We start from the raw sequence: 24,383 nt of genomic DNA, 5'->3' as shown, positions 1-24,383 counted from the left end.
GTGCCGAAAGGTTGTCAGCCGGCGAGTCCTTCCACGACCTCGGCGCGCGGGAGCTGCACGAGCAGGCCTCCCGGAACGAGCAGCTTCGAGCGGCGCAGTCCCGAGCCGATCACGGCGACGTCGATGTCGGCGACCCGCGCGTCGACCAGCAGCCGCCAGCCGGTGGGGAGGCCGACGGGGGTGATGCCGCCGTACTCCATCTCCGACTCGGTGACCGCTCGCTCCAGCGGCAGGAAGGACGGCTTGCGCACGTCGAGCAGCCGCTTGACGGTGTGGTTGACGTCGGCGCGGGTGTCGGCGCGGACGAGGCAGGCGGCGATCCGCTCCTCGCCCTCGCGCTTGCCGGCGACGAGGACGCAGTTGGCGCCCGCCTCCATGGGCAGGTCGTAGGCGGCGCTCATCGCAGCGGTGTCGGCGAGCTCGGGGTCGATCTCGACGACGGCGACGCCCGACGCCCCCGGCCAGTCCGCGAGGGCGGCGGCGACGGGGGCGGCGACGAGGTCGGGGCGCTCGAGCACGGGGAGCGAGCGGAGCCCGGGGAGCTGGGGGAGGTCGGTCAGTGCCACCCGTGCATGCTGCCCGATCCGTGGTTGCCGCCGTGGCCGTGGTCCTGCCACCACTGGTCGTGGGACCAGTGCCGGCGCGGTCCGCGCAGCACGGTGGCGAGCAGGCCGACCGCGCCGGCGACCAGCCACGGCAGGCCCAGCACCCAGCCGTGGTCCTCGATGGCCACGGTGTCGCTGATCAGCAGCGCCCAGGCGCCGACCAGCCCGAGGAAGGCGGTGCCCATGACGAGGTGGCCGGTGTTGACCTGGTGCCACCCGGTACGCCGCGGCGGCGTGGGAGCGTCCTGCTCGCGGGTCGGCCCGGTGGTCGGCCCGGCGGTCGGCCCAGCGGTCGGCTCGGTGGGGTTCTCGTGCGTGCTCATGCTGCCTGCTCCTCCGTGAGGACCTCGACCTGGCCGAGGAACATGTCGGCCTCGATGGTGAGGGTGGGTTCGTCGGCGTCACCCCAGGACGCCTTCTTCGAGCTGTCGGACTTCTTGGTGTCGAACAGGACGACCTCGCCCGCGACGATCTGCGCGTCCACGTCGACGCGGAGGCCCTCGTCGGGCACGATCACGCGGATGTGGCCGACCCGGTTGTCGACCTCGAGCTTGTCGCCGTCGAGCTGGGCCAGCTCGTCGGCGGGGATCTCGGTCAGGTCGATCACCATGTCGCCGATCCCCAGCCCGTAGCTCGCGTCGAGCTGTGCGGCGCTCTGCGGGGTCTCCCGCACCTCACCGATGTGGTCGTCGTCGACCACGGAGGTCACCGCGGTCGCCAGTGCCGCCAGGAGCCCGACGAAGATGAGCCCGCCGGCCCGGCCGAAGAAGGCGCCGACCAGCAGCATCAGGCCGACCACGCCCAGGACGGTCGCCGGGTAGGCCGAGGGCACCACGTCGACGCCGGCGAGGTCCATCGTGCCGACGACGCCGACGGCGAGGGCGGTGAGGGCGAGGGTGAACGGGAACAGCAGCGGACCCCGGCGCCGCGGGTCGACCGGGCGCGGGCGCTGCGGCGGCTGCCACGGGCGGTAGGTCTCGTACGACGGTCCGGGCGCGCCCGGCGGGGGCGGCACCAGCGTGTCCGCTCCGGCCCGCTTGCCCTTGGCCTGCTTGCTGCCGAACACGACCAGCAGCACCAGGCCGACCACGAGCAGCGGCCACGGGAAGTCGATCCCGCCGACCGAGTCGCCGATCACCGAGGCGACCGCCAGCACGCCGGCGATGATCAGCGCTGCGGTCCGCACGCCCTCGTCGGTGCGGATCACCGTGTCACCGGTCTCCTCCTCCGGCACCAGGACCCACGCGACGCCGTACAGGATCAGGCCGCCGCCACCGAAGAAGGTCAGGATCACGAAGGCCACGCGCACCAGCAGCGGGTCGATGTCGAGGTGGCGGGCGATGCCCCCGGCCACACCGGACACCTTGCGGTCGGTCCGGCTCCGGCGCAGCCGGGCGAGGTCGCGGACCTCGTCGCGGGTCACGCGGGGGCCGGACTCGCCGGGCTCGGGCCCGTACGGTCCGGACGGGCCGGTCTCGGTGTCGTTCGGTGCGTTCATGTCTCCAAGCCTGAAGTCCGGAGCGGGACGAAACCATCGGGGAGTGCCCTGATCCTGCCGCATCGACCGGAGGTGCGGCTCAGGGTCGGATCAGGGTCGTTCCCCCTGCTCGTGCGCGTGGCGCTGTGTGACGATGGAGGCACCATGACGAGCTCTGCGACCACCCTGCCCCCGGCTGCCCCCGCGGCCCGGGAGCCCCGGCGCGCCTGGCGCGACCTGCGCGAGCCGGTCCTCGGCGGCGTCGCGTCCGGCCTGGCCGCACACCTCGCGGTCCCGGTGCTCTGGGTGCGGGTGGCCTTCGTCGTCGCGACCTTCGTCAGCGGCATGGGCGTCCTCGCGTACGCCGCCCTCTGGGCGATGCTGCCCGCCGGACCCCCGCCGTCGGTGCTCGCCCCCGGCCTGGAGAGCGCGTCCCGCGACGGCCGCCGCCCCGGCCGGGCGCGCCGGCTCTCCGACATCGGGCCGGTCATCACCCTCGCGGCGCTCGGCGTCGGCGTGGTCTTCGCGACCGGCGCGCTCCTCGGCACCGGCTGGTGGGTCTGGCCGCTGGCGATCGCGGTGGCCGGTGTCGCCCTGCTGTGGCGCCAGGCCGACGAGGCCCAACGGGAGCGCTGGCTCGACGCCACCGGCAAGGTCGACCCGGTCCGGGTGGTCCTCGGCGGAGGCGGCTGGGCGGCATGGGGCCGGCTGGCCGCCGGCATCGGCCTGGTCGGCGTCGCCGTGCTCTGGCTCGTGCTGCGCGACGGCTCCCTGACCGTCGCGCGCGACGCCACCCTGGCCATCGTCCTCGGCGTAGGCGGCATCTCCATCGTCGTCGCGCCCTTCGTCTACCGCCTGGTGACCGAGCTCAGCGCCGAGCGCGAGGAGCGGGTGCGCACGCAGGAGCGCGCCGACGTCGCCGCCCACCTCCACGACTCGGTGCTGCAGACCCTCGCCCTCATCCAGAAGAACCCCGCCGACGCCACCCGGCTCGCCCGCGCCCAGGAGCGCGACCTCCGGGCCTGGCTCTACGCCGGCGAGTCGCTCGACGAGGCGACCGTGGCCAGCGCCCTGCGTGCGGCCGCCGCCGAGATCGAGGACGCCTACGGCATCACCGTCGACGTCGTGGCGGTCGGCGACTGCGACCACGACGAGCACACCCGCCCGATCGTGATGGCCGCGCGCGAGGCGACCACCAACGCGGCCAAGCACGCCGGCGTCCCGCGCGTCGACGTCTACGCCGAGATCACCGCGACCGGCATCGACGTGTTCGTCCGCGACCGCGGCGCCGGCTTCGACCCGGCCGCGACCCCGGAGGACCGGCTGGGAGTACGACGCAGCATCATCGACCGCATGGAGCGGCACGGCGGCCGGGCGGAGATCCGCTCGGCGCCGGGCGAGGGCACGGAGGTCCGGCTCCACCTGGACCACCAGCAGAAGGAGACCGATGAGTGAGCCGGTGCGCGTGGTCGTCGTCGACGACCACGCCATGTTCCGTCGCGGCGTCAGCGCCGAGCTGGGCGCCACGGGCGCGGGTCGCGTCGAGGTCGTGGCCGAGGCCGCCGACGTCGACGAGGCGGTGGCCGCGGTCACGACGCACCGGCCGGCCGTCGTACTCCTCGACGTGCACCTGCCCGGCGGCGGCGGCGTCGAGGTGATCCGCCGGGTCAACGACCCCGACGTGCGCTTCCTCGCGCTCTCGGTGTCGGACGCCGCCGAGGACGTCATCGGCACCATCCGCGGCGGCGCCCGCGGCTATGTCACCAAGACGATCACCGGCCCTGAGCTGGTCGACGCCATCGGTCGCGTGGCCGACGGCGACGCGGTCTTCTCGCCGCGACTCGCGGGCTTCGTGCTCGACGCCTTCGCCGGAGCCGGCCTCTCCGCCGACCTCGCGAGCGTCGACGAGGACCTCGACCGGCTCACCGAGCGCGAGCGCGAGGTGATGCGCCTGATCGCGCGCGGCTACTCCTACAAGGAGGTCGCCAAGGAGCTCTTCATCTCGATCAAGACGGTCGAGACCCACATGTCGTCGGTGCTGCGGAAGCTCCAGCTCTCCTCACGCCACGAGCTCACCCGCTGGGCCTCGGACCGGCGGCTGCTGTGAGGTCGCTCGCCGCGACGCTGGTGGTCGTCGCGGCGCTGGGCGCGGGGTGCTCGGACAGCCCGCAGCCGTCGAGCTCCCCGTCGAGCTCCCCGTCGAGCTCCCCGTCGAGCCCGGGTACGACGACCGCCGCTCCCTCGTCGGAGACTCCGCCGACCCCCGGGCCGTCGTACTCGGACTGGGAGCTGGGCGTCCACGTCCTGCCCCGTACGGCTGACGGCTTCGGCGAGATCCTGCCGACGCCGAAGGCGCTGCGAGTACGGCGCTACCCGACGACCGACCTGCTCCCGCCGCCGGCCGACGGGCGCTTCCACTCGACCATCGGCCCGGTGACGCCGGCGATCCGGGAGCGGATGGGGGAGACGTGGTCACCCGCCTGCCCGGTCGCGCTGGCCGACCTGGCCTACCTCAACGTCTCGTTCCGGGGCTTCGACGGCGCCGCGCACACCGGCGAGCTCGTCGTGGCCGCCGACCGGGCCGAGGACGTGGTGTCGGTGTTCCGGGCGCTCTTCGCGGCGTCGTACCCGATCGAGGAGATGCGGCTGCCGACGACCGCCGACCTCGATGCCCCGCCCACCGGCGACGGCAACAACACCGCGGGCCTGGTCTGCCGGGCCTCGCGGGGAACCACGACGTGGTCGGCCCACGCCTACGGCCTGGCGATCGACGTCAACCCGTTCCTGAACCCCTACAGCAAGGGCGACCTCGTGCTCCCGGAGCGCGCGTCGGCGTACCTCGACCGCAGCCGGACCCAACCCGGCGTCATCCACGCCGGCGACCTGGTCGTGCGCGAGTTCGCCCGGATCGGGTGGTCGTGGGGCGGATCGTGGAGCTCGCTGAAGGACTACCAGCACTTCACCGCGACGGGCCGCTGACCCGCTGCCCGTGCGCGGCGGCGATTGCATAGAGTGCGCCCCATGGAGACCGTGCGCCTCATCCTGCTCATCGCCCACATCCTCGGCTTCTCGGCCCTGATCGGCGGTCTGCTGGCGCAGGTCGGTCCGGGCGACAAGAAGGTCACCGGCGTGATGCGCGACGGCGTCGGCACCGCCTTCCTCGCCGGGCTCCTGCTGGTCGGGGTCCTCGAGGGCATGGACGGCGTCGAGGTCAACCACGCGAAGGTCGCGGTCAAGCTGGTGATCGGCCTGGTCCTGCTGGTGCTCGTCATGGCCAACCTCCGCAAGGAGAAGATCCCGAACGGCCTGTGGGCCGGGCTGCTCGTGCTGTCGATCGCCGAGGTCTGCGTCGCGGTGCTCTGGTCGTCCGCACACAGCGTGTCCTGAGGTCGCGGCCGGCGTCCTGGTGTCGGTGGGGCGCCCCCCGCTGTAACACGCCGTCCGCTCAACTGGGGGGCGCCTTTCAGGGCCCAACCGACAGTTCTGCGGCGTGTCGTCCCTGAGAAGTGGCGCCATGTTGCGCGAACCACGTGTTACATCACGCTGGGTCTGCTCGGCGGGCGCTACGGGAGCCACGCGGGTAGCAGCGGTCCGGCTGGTACGGCGACCGGGGGCTTGGGGCTCCGTGGCCGGAACTGCGCCAGGTCGGAGATGTCGGTGCCGAACCTGGCGCAGGTATCGAGGAACTCGCGGCGGCACCGGTCCAGGGCCGCCCGGCGCCGTCGTCCGAAGAAGTCGTCCCAGGTCAGGCGCGACACGCCGGTCTTGAAGCCGGTGACGAAGTCCTGCCGCAGCTTCTCGTCCCACAAGGTCTCCTCGGGCGCCCTCACCGACAGCCCGCCCGCCGCGAGCGGTCGCAGCTTCAGGCGGCTGTCGATCTCGAAGAAGTGGCGTCCGAGCCGCAGGTCACACCAGACGGTCCGCCCGTCGGCCGTCAGCCCGAACTGTGGCTGGGGAACGCCGTAGCCCAGCTCGGTGACGAGGTCGCGCCCGAGGGTCTCGGCGATCGAGTCGGTCAACGCCGAGGCTGACGCGATCACGTCGCGGACGACGTTCACGTGGGGCCAGCAACGCATCGCGGCGGCTGCTGCCGAGAGCTCGTGCCTGCTCGTTCCAGCGCGCATCGCGGCGTCGGCGGCAACGAGTCCGGCGAGGTAGCCCTCCTCCCGCGCGACGTCGAGCGCCGTACGTGCCCGGTCCAGCACCTGCACGCCCTCGACCGTCACCACCTGGTGCGGCGCGTAGGGCGCCAGGTGGTGCTTGACCCCGTGTCGGAGGTGCGACCCGACGATGCCCGGCCGCGTGACGTGCGTGTTCGGCGTCCGCTCGTTCAGCAGTGGCATGCGCAACAGGTCGGCCGCGGAGTGGTGGCTCATCACGTGCGCGGCCGCGATCCGAAGACTCGCCGCCCGGTCCGCCAGGACCTTCCGCTGGAGCGCGGTGGACAGCAGGGCAGTGAAGGCGGTCTCGGCGTACACGCCCGTTCGCAGCGCCTCCCACCGGTGGGTGCGCAGGAGGTGGTCGATGCGTGCGCCGGTCATGCCGGCCTCGAGCGCCTGCCGGCGCGTGACCAGGCCCCACTGGGCGCTCATCAGCGCAGCCACACGAGCATTCATGGGAGCGAGCGTCCCCGCCCGCTCCGGCTGGGCCACCCCTCGCGCCGTCGGCCGGTGGATATCCCACGCGCACGGAGTGCCTGTGGAGGGCGGGTGGATGAATCCGGGGCGGGGCGGCCGTCCTCATGTAACACGCTGGTCGCTCAACTGGTCGGCGGTTTTCAGGGCCGATCCGACCGTTCTGCGGCGTGTCGTCCCTGAATCCCGGCAGGTAGACGGGCGAACAGCGTGTTACAGCGGCGACCACCCCGGGCGAGCGTTCCGTCCCGGCACCACCACCGTCGGTACGGCGCCGTAGGCTGGTCGGAGCATGATCGACGCACACAGCACCACGCCCCCGGCCCTCACCGCAGAAGCGCTCCTGGAGGGTCTCAACGGCCCCCAGCAGGAGGCGGTGAAGCACGAGGGCACGCCCCTCCTCGTGGTCGCCGGGGCGGGGTCCGGGAAGACGCGGGTGCTGACCCGGCGGATCGCGTGGCTGATCGCGGTGCGCAAGGCCCACCCCGGCTCGATCCTGGCCATCACCTTCACGAACAAGGCCGCGGCCGAGATGAAGGAGCGGGTCAGCGAGCTGGTCGGCAACCGCGCCCGGGTCATGTGGGTCAGCACCTTCCACTCGGCGTGCGTGCGGATCCTGCGCAAGGAGGTCGAGCACCTCGGCTACGAGCGGGTGAAGTCGAACTTCTCGATCTACGACGCCCAGGACCAGAAGCGGCTGATCACGCTGGTCTGCAACGACCTCGAGCTCGACCCGCGCAAGTTCCAGCCCGGTCCGGTGCTGCACTGGATCAGCAACCACAAGAACGAGCTGCGCGACCCCGACGAGGTCGCCGCGGAGGCCCGCAACAGCATCGACGAGACCTACGCTGCGGCGTACAAGGCCTACCAGCGGCGGTTGCGCGAGGCCAACGCGTTCGACTTCGACGACCTGATCATGGAGACGGTCCGGCTCTTCCAGCTCAAGCCGGAGATCCGCGAGACCTACCGGCGGCGGTTCCGGCACATCCTGGTCGACGAGTACCAGGACACCAACCACGCGCAGTATGCGCTCATCCACCAGCTCTGCGGGCAGGACCTCGAGGAGCACGACCCGACCACCCTCGACGGGCGACCCGCCGACCGGGTGCCGCCGGCCGAGCTGATGGTCGTCGGTGACGCGGACCAGTCGATCTACGCCTTCCGGGGCGCCGACATCCGCAACATCATGGACTTCGAGCAGGACTTCCCCGACGCGCGGACGGTCATGCTCGAGCAGAACTACCGCTCCACCCAGACCATCCTCACCGCCGCCAACGCGGTCATCGAGCGCAACGACAGCCGCAAGCCGAAGCGCCTGTGGTCCGACGCCGGCGACGGCGAGAAGATCGTCGGGTACGTCGCCGACGACGAGCACGACGAGGCCCGCTTCGTCTCCGGCGAGATCGACAAGCTGACCGACGCGGGCGGGTTGAAGCCGTCCGACGTGGCGGTGTTCTACCGGACCAATGCGCAGTCGCGGGTGTTCGAGGAGATCTTCATCCGCACCGGCATGCCCTACAAGGTCGTCGGCGGCGTGCGCTTCTACGAGCGGCGCGAGGTGCGTGACGCGCTCGCCTACCTGCGGATGCTGGTCAACCCCGACGACCAGGTCTCGCTGCGCCGCATCCTCAACACCCCCAAGCGGGGGATCGGCGACCGCGCCGTCCTCGCGATCACGACGTTCGCCGACCGCGAGCGGATCACCTTCTGGGAGGCGCTCCAGCGCGCCGGCGAGGCGCCGGGCCTGGCCACCCGCAGCCAGACCAACATCGAGGCGTTCGTCGCGATGGTCCAGGACCTGCAGCAGATGGTCGCGGCGGGGGAGCGGCCCGACGTGATCCTCGAGACCGTGCTCGACCGCTCCGGCTACCTCGCCAGCCTCGAGGACTCCGACGACCCGCAGGACGCCACCCGCATCGAGAACCTCGCCGAGCTCGTCGCCGTGGCGCGGGAGTTCGCCGAGGACCCGGTCGCCGGTCCGTCGGCCGACCCCGCCGACGTGGACGCCGGCACCGTCGAGCCCGGTCTCGGCGACTTCCTCGAGCGGGTCGCGCTCGTCGCCGACGCCGACTCGATCCCCGACGCCCCCGACCCGGATGACCCCGACGCCCCCGAGGACACCGGCGTGGTCACCCTGATGACCCTGCACACCGCGAAGGGCCTCGAGTTCCCGGTCGTCTTCCTCACCGGCATGGAGGACGGCGTCTTCCCGCACTCCCGCGCGCTCGGCGACAAGCCCGAGCTCGAGGAGGAGCGCCGGCTCGCCTACGTCGGCATCACCCGCGCCCGCCAGCGCCTCTACGTCTCCCGGGCGATGGTCCGCTCCGCGTGGGGCGCCCCCGCCATGAACCCGGGCTCCCGCTTCCTCGGCGAGCTGCCGATCGACCTCGTCGACTGGCGCCGCACCGAGGCCGACCAGACCCGCTGGTCCCGCCCCGCCTACGGCAACGCCGGCCGGTACGACGGCGGCGGGTCGTCGTACGGCAGCGGCGGTGGCGGGATGGGCGCCCCCACCGCGGCCGGCCGCCGCAACTTCAGCTCGGCAGCCGCGCGCGCCGACGCCGCCGCGAAGTCGAAGCCGTCACGCGCGATCCCCGTGCTGGCCCCCGGCGACAAGGTCACCCACGACTCGTTCGGCCTCGGGACGGTCGTGTCCGTGGAGGGCCAGGGCGACAAGTCCGTCGCGTCGATCGACTTCGGCTCCGACGGGGTGAAGCGCCTGCTGCTGCGCTACGCGCCGGTGGAGAAGCTCTAGCCGACGGCGGCTCGCGCAGGGCGGTGCGACGCTCCTGACGAGGAGTTGCTCCCGACCGAGCGAGGACGCGCTCGCGTCAGGGCGTCACGCCGTGCTGGCGGAGGGCGGCGTCGGGGTCCACCGGGTCGCCGCCACCGGGGCGGACCTCGAGGTGGAGGTGCGGGCCGGTGACGTGGCCCGTGCTGCCGACGTACCCGATGAGCTGGCCGGTGCGGACGGTGTCACCGACGGAGACGTTGAAGGCGGTCTGGTGGCAGAACCACAGCTCGGTGCCGTCCTCGAGGGTGAGCACGGTCTTGTTGCCGTAGGCGCCGTCGAAGCTGGCGGAGGTGACCGTGCCGTTGGTCACCGCGTAGATCGGGGTGCCGCTGGGGGCCGCGAAGTCGAGGCCGGTGTGGTAGCTCGACCAGAGGCCGTACTCGCCGAAGGTGGCGGTCAGGCGGTAGCTCTTGAGCGGAAGGCCCCACTTGTTGAGGGCGATCTCGGCGGCTTCCTTCTCGGCGGCCTTCGCGAGGTCGTCGAGGGCGGTGTCGCGCTGCTTGACCGACAGCTCGACCGTCTCCTCGAGATCGCCGGGGTTGGCCTGGGAGAGCGCGTCGCGGTCGGAGTCGCGGCTGACCGTGTCGACCCGCTCGGTGACCGAGCCGTTGCCGAAGGAGCCGGTCATCGCGTTGGCGGCGGCGACCCGGTCGCCGCCGGAGGCGAGCTGGGGGTCCGCGGAAACGACAGCGCCGCCGACCGCGACCGCGAGGGTCGCGACGCCGACGGCGACGGGGAGGGTGGGCAGTCCCTTGAAGAGGGGACCGCGGGGGCCCGAATGGCGGGTGGCGCGGCGCTTGCCGACCGAGCCGACCGCGCGCAGCTGCGTCGAGGAGTCGGTCAGCGGGTCGAGCAGCGGGATGTCGCGCAGCGCGGGGAGCTCGACCGTCGGGGTGCGCTCCAGGCCGCGGATGAGGACCGGCTCGGCGGGTACCACCGGAGCGGCGGCCTCGACCGGGGCCACCGGCGCAGGGGTGTCGACCGGGCGGGCGACGCGCTTGCCGACGTACGTCGAGGGGGCCTCGCTGACCGCCCGCTGGGCGACTCGCTTCCCGACGTACCCGGAGGCAGAGGAGGGCTGCGGCGCGCGGTGATCCGCTCGGTGGCTACCCATCGACTGCTGACTCCTTGGGGGACGATCGTGCAGGCCGGTTTCGACCCGCACCTTCTCGTCCGAGGCGCCCGAGTGGCTCCGACACGAAGTGGCTGTCGGGTGACAGCCGGGTGAAACATGCGTGCCGACCATATCCGATACCCCGACGCCCTCGAAATCGGGCGTCCGCCCCTGTGGAGGGCTGTGAGGCGGTGCGACCGGGAGGGCGTCGCCGTGAGCCGTGTCACGTCGTGGCTCCCGGACTCGTCCTACTCGTGGGTCAGGACTAGTGTGCCCGGGGGGTGCGGCAGGTGTGCGCACCGAACCTCTGACCCAGATGTGAGGACGTATCAGTGGACCTGATGGAGTACCAAGCGAAGGAGCTCTTCGCGAAGCACGGAGTGGCCACCACCCTCGGAGTGGTCGTCGAGACCGCTGAGGAGGCCAAGGCCGCTGCCGAGCAGATCGGCGGCGTCACCGTCATCAAGGCGCAGGTCAAGGCCGGCGGCCGCGGCAAGGCGGGTGGCGTCAAGATCGCGAAGACCCCTGACGAGGCCTTCCAGTACGCCACGGACATCCTGAACCTGACGATCAAGGACCTCCCGGTCAACCGGGTCCTCGTCACCCCGGCGACCCCGCCGGAGGAGGAGTACTACTTCTCCTTCCTGCTGGACCGGTCGAACCGCCAGTACCTCTGCATCGCGTCCGTCGAGGGTGGTGTCGAGATCGAGGAGGTCGCGAAGACCAACCCCGACGCCGTCAAGCAGATCGCGATCGACCCGGGCAAGGGCGTCGACGCGGCCAAGGCGCGCGAGATCGCGACCGGGGCGGGCTTCCCGGAGCCGGTGTTCGAGCAGGCCGTGAAGATGATCGAGGACCTCTACAAGGTCTTCGTCGAGGAGGACGCCACCCTCGTCGAGGTGAACCCGCTCGCGCGGCTCGCCGGCGACAAGCTCGAGGCCCTCGACGGCAAGGTGTCGCTCGACGACAACGCCTCCGAGGTCCGGCACCCCGACCACGAGCAGTTCGAGATCCGCGAGGAGGCCGACCCGCTCGAGGCGAAGGCCAAGGACCTCGGCCTCAACTACGTCAAGCTCGACGGCCAGGTCGGCATCATCGGCAACGGCGCGGGCCTGGTCATGAGCACCCTCGACGTCGTCGCGTACGCCGGCGAGAACCACGGCGGCGTGAAGCCGGCCAACTTCCTGGACATCGGCGGTGGCGCCAACGCCCAGGTGATGGCCAACGGCCTCGACGTCATCCTCAACGACGAGCAGGTCAAGTCGGTCTTCGTGAACGTCTTCGGTGGCATCACCGCGTGCGACGAGGTCGCCAACGGCATCAAGGGCGCCCTCGAGCTCCTCGGTGACAAGGCCACCAAGCCGCTCGTCGTGCGCCTGGACGGCAACGCCGTCGAGGCCGGTCGCGCGATCCTGAACGAGCTGAACCACCCGCTCGTCACCCAGGTCGACACCATGGACGGCGCGGCCGACAAGGCCGCCGAGCTGGCGAACGCCTGAGATAGAGAGCAGAGAACATGAGCATCTACCTCAACAAGGACAGCAAGATCATCGTCCAGGGCATCACGGGCGGCATGGGTGCCAAGCACACCGCCCTCATGCTCGACTCGGGCGCCACGATCGTCGGCGGTGTGAACTCCCGCAAGGCCGGCACCACCGTGACCCACAAGGACCACGACGGCAACGACGTCGAGCTCCCCGTCTTCGGCACGGTCGCCGAGGCCATGAAGGAGACCGGCGCCAACGTGTCGGTCCTCTTCGTCCCGCCGGCCTTCACGAAGGACGCCGCGATCGAGGCGATCGATGCCGAGATGCCGCTGATCGTCGTGATCACCGAGGGCGTGCCGGTCCAGGACACCGCCGAGGTGTGGTCCTACCTGCAGGGCAAGTCCACCCGGATGATCGGCCCGAACTGCCCCGGCATCATCACGCCGGGCGAGTCGCTCGCCGGCATCACGCCGCACACCATCGCGGGCAAGGGCCCGGTCGGTCTCGTCTCGAAGTCGGGCACGCTGACCTACCAGATGATGTACGAGCTGCGTGACTTCGGCTTCTCGACCGCCATCGGCATCGGCGGCGACCCGATCGTCGGCACCACGCACATCGACGCCCTCCAGGCCTTCGAGGACGACCCGGAGACCAAGCTCATCGTGATGATCGGTGAGATCGGTGGCGACGCCGAGGAGCGTGCCGCGGCGTACATCAAGGAGAACATCACCAAGCCGGTCGTCGGCTACGTCGCGGGCTTCACCGCCCCGGAGGGCAAGACGATGGGCCACGCCGGCGCCATCGTCTCGGGCTCCGCCGGCACCGCGGCCGCCAAGCAGGAGGCCCTCGAGGCCGTCGGCGTCAAGGTCGGCAAGACGCCGTCCGCGACCGCGGCGCTCGCGCGGGAGATCCTGCAGTCGCTCTGACGGGTCTCGAGACGGTCGCTGCGCGACCTCCTCGACCACCGGTCGCACGAAGGCCCGCCACCCCCACAGGTGGCGGGCCTTCGTCGTCCCCGGGGTCAGGGCCGGGTCACAGCCGGGCGGCCGCCTTCGGGAGCATCCGGTTGACCGGCGTACCGCCGTCCTCGTCGAGGAAGTCGTAGTCCTGGCCGATGATCACCGAGGTCAGTACGACGACGCGGTTGCCCTGGCGCAGGACGCCGGTCTCCATGATGTAGGCGGCGTCGCCGGTCGGGTCGGCCTCCTTCGGGACCGGTCCGAAGTGCGAGTCCGTGATCACCGCGTCGGCGCCGTCGACGTCGACCTTGCGGGTCTGGAGCGCGCGGTAGTCGGGCAGGTCGTCGGGCAGCGTGCTGCACTCCTCGAGCCAGCCGTTGACCGTGCTCCATGCCTTCGTGGCGGCCGCCTCGTCGTCGTACTCGCCGACGACCTGGATCAAGTAGTCGCCGGCCGTGTCGGGGGCGTCGGCCGCGCTGTTGCGCAGCTCGAAGTCGGCCCGCACGACGCTGGTGGCGCCGGTGCCCTGCAGGCTCTCCCGGGCGCACGGGTTGAAGACGGACTGGCCGTCGCCCTCGGCGGCGTCGGTGCGGAACCAGTCGGCGCCGTCGCTGTAGACCGTGTCGTCGTCGGTCAGCAGGTTGGCGGTGGTCAGGCCCGTGGCCGGCGTGGTCGACGACGTCCCGGTCGGGGTGGTGCCCGCGCCGTCGTCGGCGGAGCGGTCGGTCGAGGGGTCGGTGCCACAGGCGCCGAGCAGGGTGGCGGCCGCGACGGCGGCCACGGCGAGGGTGAGCCGGTGCTGCTGCATGGCGGTCTCCTTCAGGTGATCGGTTCGTTGATTCGGAAGTGGAGACGCTGCAACCGGGCGGTCGGTTGCAACGCTGCGCGGACTTTCTTGAGCGGGAACGCGGACGGGCCGCCACCGTTGCTCGGTGGCGGCCCGTCGTGGCCAGGACGGCCCGGTCAGCAGCCGGCGGCCGTCCAGGTGCACATCGCGTCGACGACCGGCGCCGACTCCTGGACGATCTGGTCGACGGCCCGCTGGTCGTCCCCGCCGCTCGGTGCACCCGACTCTCCGCCGTGGGCGACCACGAGCACGGAGCTGCCGAGCCGGACGACGAGCAGCGTGTCGCCGTACGGCGTGGGCTGGTCGCCGAGGGTGTCCCACCCGAGGACGGCGAAGGAGTCGCCGCCGATCTGGGTGTCGACCACGGCCCAGTGCGGCGTGTAGCCGTCGTCGCGGACCTCGCCGGTGGGGCAGTCGGCGTACACCTGCCGGATCGCCGCGACGGCGGCGACCGCCTCGTCGGCGTTGGCGTAGGTGGTCACCACGCGGCTGCGGTAGTCCTCCGCGTTGTGGTATTCGGCGCGCAGGCGGTCGACGAACTCGGGGTCGGCGGCCTTCTCGCCGCAGGCCTCCGAGGCGAGCGGCTCGCCGGGGCGCTCCGGGCCGATCCGGCCCTCGCCGTCCCCGGCCTCCTCCGGCCAGCCGGCGAAGATCGGGAAGTCGTCCGGGATGGCGTCGGGACCACCGGGACCCGGGTCGGGCTCGCCGGCCCCGGTCGTCCGGCCGTCGTCGGCCGTCACGGTGTCCGTCGGCTCCGTCGTCTCGGTCGGCTGGTTCGGCGCGCCGTCCAGCGCCAGCCGCTCGGCGGCCTTCGGGAGCATCCGCTCCAGCGGGCTGCCGCCGTCCTCCGGCAGCCAGTTGTAGTCCTGGCCGATGGCGGTCACCTTGAGCACCGCGATCCGGTCGTCCTGCACGACGAGCCCGATCTCCCCGATGTAGGCGGAGTCGCCGGTCGGGTCGAGCTCCTGCGGCACCGGCCCCCAGTTGATGTCGTAGACGACCGCGTCGCCGTCGGCGACGTCGACCGACCGGCCCTGGGCCCCGACCCTGACCGTGTCCGCGCCGGGGATCTCGCAGTCGACGATCCACTCGGCGAAGCGGTCGTAGGCCGTCCGCGCCGCGTCGGGTGAGTCGAACTGGGCGACCAGCTCGACCATGTCGTCGTCCGTCTGGTCGTCGAAGGTGTCGCCGGGCGACATCTTCTCCGGGTCGGGAGCCAGGTTGAAGACCCGGGTGAGGCTGTCGCTCGCGCCGAGGGCGCTGGTCGCCTCCCGCTGGCACGGCAGGTAGACCGCCTGGCCGTCGCCCTCGAAGGTCTCCGTGATCGTGAACAGGCTGTAGCCCTCGCGGTCGTACTCGGTGTCGGCGTCGCGGAGCAGGTTGGCCCGGGACAGCGGTGGGTTCTCGACCGCGATGTTCTGCTTGTCGCCGCGCGGGTCGCCGTTGCCGATCACCGCGAAGACCGGCACGGCGACGGCCGCCACGGCGAGCGCCGCGCCACCGGCCACGAGGGCGGTGCGCCGACGGCGGATCTGGTCGCCCCGGCGTCGTACGTCGGCTGCGGACAGGGGCATGTCGCCTCCAGGTGTCGCGGAGCCGAACCCTGCCCCGAAACGGGCCAGCTCATCGATCGGGTCGTGCTGCTCAGGCATGGGTGACCCCTCCTCCCGCCAGGCCGGACTCGTCGGCCAGCAGCTCGGCGAGAGCCGCACGGCCGCGGCTCAGCCGCGCCTTGATGGTTCCTTCGGGTACGCCGACCTCGGCAGCCACCTGCTGCACGGGGAGGTCGGCGATGTGGTGGAGGACCAGCGCTTGGCGCTGGGCCTCGGGGAGCTTCTTCAACGCCGCCACGAGCGCCACGTGCGACTCGTCGACCGCCGCCACCGAGCCGGCGCCCTGCAGGGCCCGGTCGGGGGAGCGCTCACCGCGCTTGCGGCGGCGCCAGCGGCTCACGGCGAGGCGGTAGGCGGTCGTGCGCACCCACGCCTCCGGGTACTCGGCGCGGTCCAGCTTGCGACGGTGCGCCCAGGCGCGGGCGAACGCCTCCTGCGTGCACTCGGTGGCCTCCTCGAAGTCACCGATCATCGCGTAGACCTGCCCGGTCACCCTGCGGAACGACGCGGTGTAGAACTCGTCGAACTCACTGGCTTCCACGCCGACCTCCTCTCGGACCGTCCTCGAGCCCCTCGTCCGGGGCTTTCAGGAGGCATACGCCCGGCCAGGGGATGCGGTTGCACCCCGTCGGAGGAATTCTCTACCCGCCGTAGGCCGCCATCGAGCGCAACCGGTCGAGGGCGCGGTAGGCGAGGGCCACGAAGTCGTCGTCGGCGATGCGGGCCTTGGGCGCGGCGACGTAGGCGAGGACGGCGATCGAGGTGCCGCGGCGGACCACGGCCACGTCGTACTCGACGGTGCGGTCGCCGGGCAGGGCGGTGCTGAGGTGCCAGGCCGAGAGCGCGCTGGCGGACGTGCCGCTGGAGGCCAGCTCGTCGACCTCGGTGCCCGCCGTCGCGTCGGACTGCGGGCAGGCCCGCATCTGCTCGCGGAAGCGGTCGACGAAGGCGCGGGCGGCGTTGGCCGGGAGCGCGCCGACGGTCTGGGTGAGGCCGACCTCCGGCGGCAGGTCGGCCGCGCTCAGCACGAACGTGCGGAACCGGTTGCCCTGCAGCTTCTGGTCGCGGAACGAGCCGAACAGGTGCACCGTGTCGCAGCCGATCGCGCCCGAGTCGATCCGGTCCTCGGCGAGCGCCGCCGGGGGAGTGCCCACCCACGGGCCCTGGTCGGCGTTGAGGGGCGGCAGGTCGACCTCGGACAGCATCCACGGCACCTTGCCCACCGGGTACGACGCCCGGTCGGCCACCTTCACCTTCGGGTCCGCGCACGCGCCACCGTCGGCGAGCGGGCAGAGCCGGTCGACCGCGCTGGCGAGCAGGCGGGCCACGTTCTTGCGGTCGGCCTTGCCGGCGGGGATCCGGCTGGCCAACGACGTCGTCGTGGTGAACTGGCCGCTGCGGGCCAGCCCGACGACGTACACGACCCGGTCGGCGCGCGAGCGCAGCACCATGAGCGAGGCCTGGTCGCCGACGCCGGGCAGGTCGGCGGTGCTGACGAGCTGGATCCGAGGCACGGCCGACGCGTCGTCGTCGGGCGTCGGGCAGCCGGTGAACCAGCTCAGCGCGCGACGGTAGGTGCGCACGGCGTGCTTCTCCGACATCGAGGCCTCGGCGAACTGGACCATCGTCCGTGGCGGCTTCGTGCTGGTCGTCCGGAACGTGCGGACCCAGGCGGCGGTGCCGCGCGGGTCGGCGTACCGCTCCGGCTGGCAGGGCAGCACCCGGCCGTTGCCCGTCGAGTTGTCCGACGTCGCACCCTCGCGCCAACCCTTGCCACCGAGGACCTCCTGCACGCCGATGAGGGGCAGCAGGGCGGTGTCGGGCAGCGTGTTGACGGCCGGGCCACCGGCGGTCGGCGGGGCGGAGGAGGACGGCAGGGGAGCCCGGTCGAGCGAGGGGCGGGCGCCGGTCGCGTCGGTGGCGACGGCGCCGCCGGCGACGAGCGCGACCACGGCGGCGGTGGCGCCGACGACGGTGTGGGCGCGCCGACGGGCGCTACCGGCCCGCCGGATGATGGTCACGCGCGGCCAGGTGACGGTGCGGGTGACGGTGGAGAGCGAGCTGAGCGAGAGCGGGATCGCCGACGTGGGGATCTCCAGCTGCATCGCGAGCTGGGCGGCGCCGAGCTGGAGCTCGCGCTCGGCGGCCTCGAGCGGCAGGCCGACCTCCTGCGCCATCTCCTCCATCGAGACCGCGGCGAGCTGGGTCAGCAGCAGCGCCTTGCGCTGCGGGAGGGTGAGCGTGGCCAGGCCGTCGAGCACCGCGCGCACCTCGGGCTCGAGGTCCTTCTTGCGGTGCCACGGACGGTGGCTGCTGCGGCGCAGCGCCTTGCGCCAGGCGTTCGGCCGCACCGACATCTCGGGGTCGTCGAGGCGCGAGGTCTTGCGCCAGTGGTGCCAGGCGACGACGAAGGCCTCCCGGACGGCGCTGCGCGCGACGGCGAGGTCGCCGGTGAGCGCGAACGTCTGCAGCAGCAGCCGGTCGCGGGCGTCCTTGTAGAACGCGTCGAAGCCCGTGGTGAGGTCCGCGTGGCTGACGTACCCGTGCTCCGGGGTGGACGTGCGGTCGCGCGGCTCGGTCATGGCCGGACCACCGTACGACGTCCGGGCGACCGGACCCCAACCAGACCGGCCGTTTCTCCCGTCACCTCAGCGGATTCTCAGCCCTCAACCCCGGCACCGTCGGCGTGGCGGCCCGGCCCTGCCGGGCGACGGCGTGAAGATGGAGGGACCATGACGTCGCTCCAGGATCCGCCGCTGCGCCGTACCGCCGGACGTGCCAAGGGCACGGCCCGCAGCGACGCCGAGCTGCGCCACGAGCTGGCGACGAGCCGGCCGCTGGTGCCGGCCGCGACCCTCGGCGGCGCGATCGCGGCCGGCGGCCCGCTGCTCGTGTGCATGGCCCTGGCGGTGGTCGGCTGGTTCCTGACCGACGCGGGCGCCGACGGCAGCCCGAGCGGCGCCCTGCGTGTCGGGGCGCACGGCTGGCTGGTCGCGCACGGCTCGACGGTCGCCGTGGAGGGCATCCGGATCACCGCGATCCCGCTCGGCCTCACCCTGGCCTGTGCGTGGGCCACCTGGCGGGTCGGTCACCGCGTCGGCGAGTCGATCTCCGGGCACGGCCCCGACGCCGACCGGATCTCCGACGGGGCCCGCGACTGGACGGTCCCGCTCGCCTCGGCCCTGTTCGCGGTCGGCTACGCCGTCGTCGGCGTCGTCGCCTGCGCGGTCGCCGCGACCCCGGCGTCCTCCCCGGCCCCGGCTCCCGTGGTCCTGTGGTCGCTCCTCATCGGCGGTGGCGTCGGTGGCGCCGCGATCGCCTTCGGCTCGGGTCGCGCCGCGATCTGGCTGCCGGTCGTCCCGCCGGCCGTGCGCGACGCCGCGCTCGTGGCGCGCCGGATCCTCGGGCTCTGGTTCGCGATCAGCCTGGTGGCGCTCGCCGTCGCGTTCGTGCTCGACTTCTCCACCGCCGCCAACGTCGTGTCCCAGCTGCACGCCGACGCGGGCGCGGTGACCCTGATGCTGCTGATCACGCTCGGGGTGCTGCCCAACGCGGTGCTGTTCTCGAGCTCCTACCTGCTCGGTCCCGGCTTCACCGTCGGCACCGGCACCACCGTCTCCACGAGCGTGGTCGTGCTCGGCCCGCTCCCGATGTTCCCCCTGCTGGCAGCGCTGCCCGACCAAGGCGTCCAGCCGTGGTGGACCGAGTGGCTGATGGTGACGCCCGTCCTGCTGGCGGCGTACGTCGCCGGGCGGGTCCAGCGCGACCGGCCGGTCCTCGGCTGGGACCAGGCGGCCCTGCGCGGCTGCGCGGGAGGCATCCTCGCCGGCGTCGGCCTGGCCGCGCTCACCGTGCTCGCGGGTGGCGCCGTGGGCCCCGGCCGGATGGCCCACGTGGGTCCGTACACGTTCGAGGTGCTCCTGCACGCGATCACGTCGTTCGGGATCGGCGGCGTGGTCGGGGCCCTGCTGGTCTGCTGGTGGCAGCGCGACGGTGACGGCTGGGTCCGCACCCGCCTGAGCGCCGTCCGGGACCGGCTCCCGCGCCGCTGAGCGGGCCCGCCACGGCCTAGACTCCGGGCCGTGACCGCCCGCATCGTCGTCCTCGTGTCCGGATCGGGCACCAACCTCCAGGCCATCCTGGACGCCAGCGCGGATCCCGCCTACGGCGCCCGGGTGGTCGCCGTCGGCGCCGACCGCGACGGCATCGAGGGCCTCGCCAGGGCCGAGCGGGCCGGCGTCCCCACCTTCGTCGCCCGGCTCTCCGACCACACCAGCCGCCCGTACTGGGACCGCGCGCTGACCGACAAGGTCGCCGCCTTCGAGCCCGACCTGGTCGTGCTCGCGGGGTTCATGAAGCTGGTGGGGGAGAAGTTCCTGGCCCGCTTCGGGGGCATGACGGTCAACACCCACCCGGCGCTCTCGCCCTCGTTCCCGGGCATGCACGGCCCCCGGGACGCCCTCGAGTACGGCGTCAAGGTCACCGGCGCGACGCTGTTCGTGGTCGACGCCGGGGTCGACACGGGCGCGATCGTCGCCCAGAGCGCGGTCCCGGTGGAGGACGACGACACGGTCGAGACCCTGCACGAGCGGATCAAGGTCGCGGAGCGGGCGATGCTGGTCGAGTCGGTCGGGCGGATGGCCCGGGAGGGCTTCACGGTCGACGGCCGGCGGGTTCGCCTCGGAGGCTGAGCCGCCGTAGAATCTGCGTCACACGACTGGCGCAGGTGGGCCACCACCAGGGAGTGACGAGTCGGCATCGATCGCCTGGGTGCCCTCATCGAGACCACCGACCGATGAGGAGCCCCTCGATGTCCGCCACCCCTGACACCCCCGAAATCGGCGCAGTCAAGATCAAGCGCGCGCTGGTCTCCGTCTTCGACAAGACCGGCCTCGACGACCTGGTCAAGGGCCTCGCCGCCGCCGGCGTCGAGCTCGTGTCGACCGGGGGCTCGGCCGCCCTCATCGAGTCGCTGGGCCTGCCCGTCACCAAGGTCGAGGACCTCACCGGCTTCCCCGAGTGCCTCGACGGCCGCGTGAAGACGCTGCACCCGCGCGTCCACGCCGGCATCCTCGCCGACCGCCGCCTGCCCGACCACGTCGCGCAGCTCGAGCAGCTCGACGTCGCGCCCTTCGACCTCGTCGTGGTCAACCTCTACCCGTTCGCCGCGACCGTCGCCTCCGGCGCGGGCGTGGACGACTGCATCGAGAAGATCGACATCGGTGGTCCCTCGATGGTGCGCGCCGCCGCCAAGAACCACCCCTCCGTCGCGATCGTGACCGACGGCGCCGACTACGCCAGGGCCCTCGAGGCCGCCCAGGGTGAGGGCTTCACGTACGACGAGCGCAAGGCCCTCGCCGCCAAGGCGTTCGTCCACACCGCGACCTACGACGTCCAGGTCGCCTCCTGGATGGGCAACGTCCTCACCGACTCCTCCGAGGGCACCGGCTTCCCCGCGTGGGTCGGCGCGACCTGGGACAAGTCGGCGGTGCTCCGCTACGGCGAGAACCCGCACCAGCCCGCCGCGCTCTACCGCTCGGGCTACGGCCCGGGCGGTCTCGCGGCCGCCGAGCAGCTGCACGGCAAGGAGATGTCCTACAACAACTACGTCGACACCGACGCGGCCCGCCGGGCGGCGTACGACCACGGCGACCAGCCGACGGTGGCGATCATCAAGCACGCCAACCCGTGCGGCATCGCGGTCGGCGCCGACGTGGCCGAGGCCCACCGCCGGGCCCACGAGTGCGACCCGGTCTCCGCGTTCGGTGGCGTCATCGCCACGAACGTCCCGGTCTCGAAGCAGATGGCCGAGCAGGTCGCGGAGATCTTCACCGAGGTCATCGTCGCCCCCGGGTACGACGAGGGCGCGGTCGAGGTGCTCCAGGGCAAGAAGAACATCCGGATCCTCGTCGCGGAGCCGCTGGCGGCCGGCGGCGTCGAGACCCGCCCGATCAGCGGCGGCCTGCTGATGCAGCACGTCGACCGCTTCCAGGCCGAGGGCGACGACCCGGCGAGCTGGACGCTGGCGACCGGCGAGGCCGCCGACGAGCAGACCCTCGCCGACCTCGCCTTCGCGTGGCACGCGGTGCGTGCGGCCAAGTCGAACGCCATCCTGCTGGCCAAGGACGGCGGCGCCGTCGGCATCGGCATGGGCCAGGTCAACCGGGTCGACTCCTGCAAGCTCGCCGTCGAGCGGGCCAACACCCTCCTCGAGGGGCAGGAGCGGGCCCGCGGCTCGGTCGCGGCGTCCGACGCCTTCTTCCCGTTCGCCGACGGCCCGCAGATCCTCATCGATGCCGGCGTGAAGGCGATCGTCCAGCCGGGCGGCTCGGTCCGCGACGAGGAGACCATCGCAGCGTGCAAGGCGGCCGGCGTGACGATGTACTTCACCAACACGCGCCACTTCTTCCACTGAGTGGATTGCGCGAGCGTGTCGCCGGTCGACGCGGGCGGCACGCGCGCTCGCTGCGCTCGGCCCGCGGGCCCACGCCGACGCGGCGTCGCCGCGGGCGCCACGCTGCCGCCCCCACGAACCAGAACTGAGAGGATGGATCACGTGACTGCACAGAAGCTCGACGGCAACGCCACCGCGGCGACCATCAAGGACGAGCTCCGGGTCCGCATCGACAAGCTGCGCGAGCAGGGGATCACCCCCGGCCTGGGCACCGTGCTGGTCGGCGACGACCCCGGCTCGCGGTGGTACGTCAACGGCAAGCACAAGGACTGTGCCGAGGTGGGCATCGCCTCGATCCGGGTCGACCTGCCCGAGGTCGCCACGCAGGAGGAGATCGAGGAGGCCGTCGCCGGCCTCAACGCCGACCCCGCCTGCACCGGCTACATCGTCCAGCTGCCGCTGCCGCGCGGCCGCGACGAGAACCGCGTCCTGGGCCTGATCGACCCGGCCAAGGACGCCGACGGCCTGCACCCCACCAACCTGGGCTGGCTGGTCCTCGGCAACGAGGCGCCGCTGCCGTGCACGCCGTACGGCATCGTCGAGCTGCTGCGCCGCCACGACGTCCCGATCGCGGGCGCCGAGGTGGTCGTGGTCGGTCGCGGCATCACGGTGGGCCGTCCGCTCGGCCTCCTGCTGACCCGCCGCAGCGAGAACGCCACCGTCACGCTGTGCCACACCGGCACGGTCGACCTCGCCGCGCACGTGCGCAAGGCCGACATCGTCGTCGCGGCGGCCGGCGTCCCGGACATCATCACCGGCGACATGGTGAAGCCGGGTGCGGCGGTCCTCGACGTGGGCGTGAGCCGGGTCGACGGCAAGATCGCCGGCGACGTGGCCGCCGACGTGTGGGAGACCGCTGGGTGGGTCTCGCCCAACCCGGGTGGCGTCGGGCCGATGACCCGCGCCATGCTGCTCGCCAACGTCGTCTCCATGGCCGAGAAGCAGGCCCGGGCCTGAACGGGAAGGGCAGTGCGCTGAACGAGGAGCCGCAGGTCGCCGAGGAAGAGGGGCCACGCCGGTACCCGTCGACCATCGGCGGGGGCTTCTACATCGTCGTGCTGCTGCTGACGATCGGCGGCGTCGTCGTCGCGGCCGCCTCGGACTGGCGCACCGGCGTCCGGATGATCGCCGGCGCGCTGGCCTTCGCGGCGGTGCTGCGGCTGGTGCTCCGCGACCGCGACGCCGGCATGCTCGCCGTACGCCACCGGGCGCTCGACGTGGCCATCCTGGTGGTCATCGCGGTCACCCTCTTCGTGCTCGCCGCGAGCATCCCGGACCAGCCCGTCTGACCTTGCCGACACGACGAAGCCCCGGCCGCAACGCGGCCGGGGCTTCGTCGTTGGTGCGGGTGGCTCAGATCAGGCCGAGCTCGGTGACCGCGGCCTTCTCGTCGGCCAGCTCGGCGACGGACGCGTCGATCTTGCCGCGCGAGAAGTCGTCGATCTCGAGGCCCTGGACGATCTCCCAGTTGCCGCCGGAGGTGGTGACCGGGAAGGACGACACGAGGCCCTCGGGCACGCCGTAGGAGCCGTCGGAGACGACCGCCATGGAGACCCAGTCGCCCGCGGGGGTGCCGTTCAGCCAGTCGCGGGCGGCGTCGCAGGTCGCGGACGCGGCCGAGGCGGCCGAGGAGGCGCCCCGGGCGTCGATGATCGCGGCGCCGCGCTTGGCGACGGTCGGGATGAAGGTGTCGGCGATCCAGGCCTGGTCGTTCACGACCTCGGCGGCGTTCTTGCCGGCGATCTCGGCGTGGAAGATGTCGGGGTACTGGGTGGCCGAGTGGTTGCCCCAGATCGTGATCTTCTTGATGTCGGTGACGGCCGAGCCGGTCTTGGCGGCCAGCTGCGAGATCGCCCGGTTGTGGTCGAGGCGGGTGAGCGCCGAGAAGCGCTCCTTGGGGATGTCGGGGGCGTTGCTCGCGGCGATCAGCGCGTTGGTGTTGGCCGGGTTGCCGGTGACGCCGATGCGGACGTCGTCGGCGGCGACGGCGTTGAGCGCCTTGCCCTGGGCGGTGAAGATCGCACCGTTGGCGGAGAGCAGGTCGCCGCGCTCCATGCCCGGGCCGCGCGGGCGGGCGCCGACGAGCAGCGCGAGGTTGACGCCGTCGAAGATCTTCTCCGGGTCCGAGCCGATCTCGACGCCGGCGAGGTTCGGGAACGCGCAGTCGTCGAGCTCCATGACGACGCCCTCGAGGGCCTTGAGCGCGGGCTCGATCTCGAGCAGGCGGAGCTCGACGGGCCGGTCGCCGGCGATGGCGCCGCTGGCGATGCGGAAGAGCAGGCTGTAGCCGATCTGGCCGGCTGCGCCGGTCACGGCCACCTTGAGCGGGGTGGTGCTCACAGGGACACTCCTATGGAGAAGAACGCGGTGGACTCTGGCGACGCTAGCAGCGCCCGGCC

General features: G+C 72.5%; 22 protein-coding genes and 1 riboswitch. Of the genes, 12 read left to right on the top strand and 10 right to left on the bottom strand.

Features of this window, described 5'->3' with window-relative positions; genetic code table 11:
* Positions 1–14: 14 nt before the first annotated feature.
* Genes BJ993_RS04285 through BJ993_RS04275 form a run of 3 tightly spaced genes read right to left on the bottom strand, consistent with a single transcriptional unit; the run spans position 15 to position 2,103 of the window.
* On the bottom strand, positions 15–566 hold the full coding sequence (locus BJ993_RS04285) for a YbaK/EbsC family protein (RefSeq protein WP_444547290.1): 552 nt from the start codon (positions 564–566) through the stop codon (positions 15–17).
* Positions 557–928, bottom strand: coding sequence for a hypothetical protein (locus tag BJ993_RS04280; RefSeq protein ID WP_179647853.1), 372 nt, complete (start codon positions 926–928; stop codon positions 557–559). The genes BJ993_RS04285 and BJ993_RS04280 overlap by 10 nt, the downstream gene beginning before the upstream one ends.
* Entirely contained in the window at positions 925–2,103 is a 1,179-nt protein-coding gene (locus BJ993_RS04275; protein WP_179647852.1) for a PspC domain-containing protein, read from the bottom strand. Before BJ993_RS04275 ends, BJ993_RS04280 begins: the two co-directional genes overlap by 4 nt.
* 144 nt (positions 2,104–2,247) lie before the next feature.
* On the opposite strand from BJ993_RS04275, the gene BJ993_RS04270 reads away from it, so the two are divergent.
* From BJ993_RS04270 to BJ993_RS04255, 4 genes are read left to right on the top strand one after another with little or no spacing between them, the layout of a single operon-like run.
* Positions 2,248–3,537 (top strand): ATP-binding protein, encoded by a 1,290-nt coding sequence (locus tag BJ993_RS04270; RefSeq protein WP_179647851.1) that lies wholly within the window; start codon positions 2,248–2,250, stop codon positions 3,535–3,537.
* Entirely contained in the window at positions 3,530–4,189 is a 660-nt protein-coding gene (locus BJ993_RS04265; protein ID WP_036551389.1) for a LuxR C-terminal-related transcriptional regulator, read from the top strand. Before BJ993_RS04270 ends, BJ993_RS04265 begins: the two co-directional genes overlap by 8 nt.
* Positions 4,186–5,061 carry a M15 family metallopeptidase gene (locus BJ993_RS26485; protein ID WP_218864602.1) on the top strand — a complete coding sequence of 292 codons (876 nt, stop codon included), beginning with the start codon at positions 4,186–4,188 and terminating at the stop codon, positions 5,059–5,061. The genes BJ993_RS04265 and BJ993_RS26485 overlap by 4 nt, the downstream gene beginning before the upstream one ends.
* Positions 5,062–5,103: 42 nt before the next feature.
* Positions 5,104–5,469 carry a hypothetical protein gene (locus tag BJ993_RS04255; RefSeq protein WP_036551391.1) on the top strand — a complete coding sequence of 122 codons (366 nt, stop codon included), beginning with the start codon at positions 5,104–5,106 and terminating at the stop codon, positions 5,467–5,469.
* Positions 5,470–5,645: 176 nt separating this feature from the next.
* Here the strand turns inward: BJ993_RS04255 and BJ993_RS04250 are convergent, their stop codons facing one another.
* A complete protein-coding gene (locus BJ993_RS04250; RefSeq protein WP_179647850.1) occupies positions 5,646–6,698 on the bottom strand; it encodes a type IV toxin-antitoxin system AbiEi family antitoxin domain-containing protein in 1,053 nt (350 codons plus the stop codon).
* 310 nt (positions 6,699–7,008) lie between these two features.
* On the opposite strand from BJ993_RS04250, the gene pcrA reads away from it, so the two are divergent.
* Positions 7,009–9,471 carry a DNA helicase PcrA gene (pcrA, locus tag BJ993_RS04245; protein ID WP_179647849.1) on the top strand — a complete coding sequence of 821 codons (2,463 nt, stop codon included), beginning with the start codon at positions 7,009–7,011 and terminating at the stop codon, positions 9,469–9,471.
* Positions 9,472–9,547: 76 nt separating this feature from the next.
* Here the strand turns inward: pcrA and BJ993_RS25315 are convergent, their stop codons facing one another.
* Positions 9,548–10,624, bottom strand: coding sequence for a M23 family metallopeptidase (locus tag BJ993_RS25315; RefSeq protein WP_218864601.1), 1,077 nt, complete (start codon positions 10,622–10,624; stop codon positions 9,548–9,550).
* A 332-nt stretch (positions 10,625–10,956) separates the two neighbouring features.
* On the opposite strand from BJ993_RS25315, the gene sucC reads away from it, so the two are divergent.
* Together sucC and sucD are read left to right on the top strand one after the other, a co-directional pair.
* On the top strand, positions 10,957–12,123 hold the full coding sequence (gene sucC, locus BJ993_RS04235; protein ID WP_179647848.1) for an ADP-forming succinate--CoA ligase subunit beta: 1,167 nt from the start codon (positions 10,957–10,959) through the stop codon (positions 12,121–12,123).
* A 17-nt stretch (positions 12,124–12,140) separates the two neighbouring features.
* Positions 12,141–13,037, top strand: a complete 897-nt coding sequence (gene sucD, locus BJ993_RS04230; RefSeq protein WP_179647847.1) for a succinate--CoA ligase subunit alpha — start codon at positions 12,141–12,143, stop codon at positions 13,035–13,037.
* A gap of 106 nt (positions 13,038–13,143) precedes the next feature.
* On the opposite strand, the gene BJ993_RS04225 is transcribed toward sucD, so the two are convergent.
* The 4 genes from BJ993_RS04225 to BJ993_RS04210 all read right to left on the bottom strand — a co-directional run bounded on the left by BJ993_RS04225 (position 13,144) and on the right by BJ993_RS04210 (position 18,112).
* Positions 13,144–13,878, bottom strand: a complete 735-nt coding sequence (locus BJ993_RS04225; RefSeq protein ID WP_179647846.1) for a hypothetical protein — start codon at positions 13,876–13,878, stop codon at positions 13,144–13,146.
* Between the two features lie 155 nt (positions 13,879–14,033).
* A complete protein-coding gene (locus BJ993_RS04220) occupies positions 14,034–15,569 on the bottom strand; it encodes a hypothetical protein (RefSeq protein WP_179647845.1) in 1,536 nt (511 codons plus the stop codon).
* Positions 15,562–16,071: an RNA polymerase sigma factor gene (locus BJ993_RS04215; RefSeq protein WP_036551399.1), complete on the bottom strand. Its 510-nt coding sequence runs from the start codon at positions 16,069–16,071 to the stop codon at positions 15,562–15,564. The genes BJ993_RS04220 and BJ993_RS04215 overlap by 8 nt, the downstream gene beginning before the upstream one ends.
* 100 nt (positions 16,072–16,171) lie before the next feature.
* Positions 16,172–18,112, bottom strand: coding sequence for a SigE family RNA polymerase sigma factor (locus tag BJ993_RS04210; protein WP_179647844.1), 1,941 nt, complete (start codon positions 18,110–18,112; stop codon positions 16,172–16,174).
* Between the two features lie 150 nt (positions 18,113–18,262).
* On the opposite strand from BJ993_RS04210, the gene BJ993_RS04205 reads away from it, so the two are divergent.
* The 5 genes from BJ993_RS04205 (at position 18,263) to BJ993_RS04185 (ending at position 23,273) form a co-directional block, all read left to right on the top strand.
* On the top strand, positions 18,263–19,582 hold the full coding sequence (locus BJ993_RS04205; protein ID WP_179647843.1) for a cell division protein PerM: 1,320 nt from the start codon (positions 18,263–18,265) through the stop codon (positions 19,580–19,582).
* Between the two features lie 30 nt (positions 19,583–19,612).
* A complete protein-coding gene (gene purN, locus BJ993_RS04200; RefSeq protein WP_036551403.1) occupies positions 19,613–20,221 on the top strand; it encodes a phosphoribosylglycinamide formyltransferase in 609 nt (202 codons plus the stop codon).
* A 12-nt stretch (positions 20,222–20,233) separates the two neighbouring features.
* Positions 20,234–20,309, top strand: a riboswitch (ZMP/ZTP riboswitch).
* Between the two features lie 31 nt (positions 20,310–20,340).
* Entirely contained in the window at positions 20,341–21,945 is a 1,605-nt protein-coding gene (gene purH / locus BJ993_RS04195) for a bifunctional phosphoribosylaminoimidazolecarboxamide formyltransferase/IMP cyclohydrolase (protein WP_179647842.1), read from the top strand.
* Positions 21,946–22,086: 141 nt separating this feature from the next.
* On the top strand, positions 22,087–22,941 hold the full coding sequence (locus tag BJ993_RS04190) for a bifunctional methylenetetrahydrofolate dehydrogenase/methenyltetrahydrofolate cyclohydrolase (RefSeq protein ID WP_179647841.1): 855 nt from the start codon (positions 22,087–22,089) through the stop codon (positions 22,939–22,941).
* 98 nt (positions 22,942–23,039) lie between these two features.
* Entirely contained in the window at positions 23,040–23,273 is a 234-nt protein-coding gene (locus BJ993_RS04185; protein ID WP_308645473.1) for a DUF3017 domain-containing protein, read from the top strand.
* A 64-nt stretch (positions 23,274–23,337) separates the two neighbouring features.
* Here the strand turns inward: BJ993_RS04185 and BJ993_RS04180 are convergent, their stop codons facing one another.
* Entirely contained in the window at positions 23,338–24,324 is a 987-nt protein-coding gene (locus BJ993_RS04180; RefSeq protein ID WP_036551407.1) for a malate dehydrogenase, read from the bottom strand.
* Positions 24,325–24,383: the final 59 nt, after the last annotated feature.

The organism is Nocardioides aromaticivorans (assembly GCF_013408525.1).
Classification (GTDB): domain Bacteria; phylum Actinomycetota; class Actinomycetes; order Propionibacteriales; family Nocardioidaceae; genus Nocardioides; species Nocardioides aromaticivorans.
Note: the sequence above shows the minus strand (reverse complement) of the source record. Positions and strands in the feature narration are given on the sequence as shown.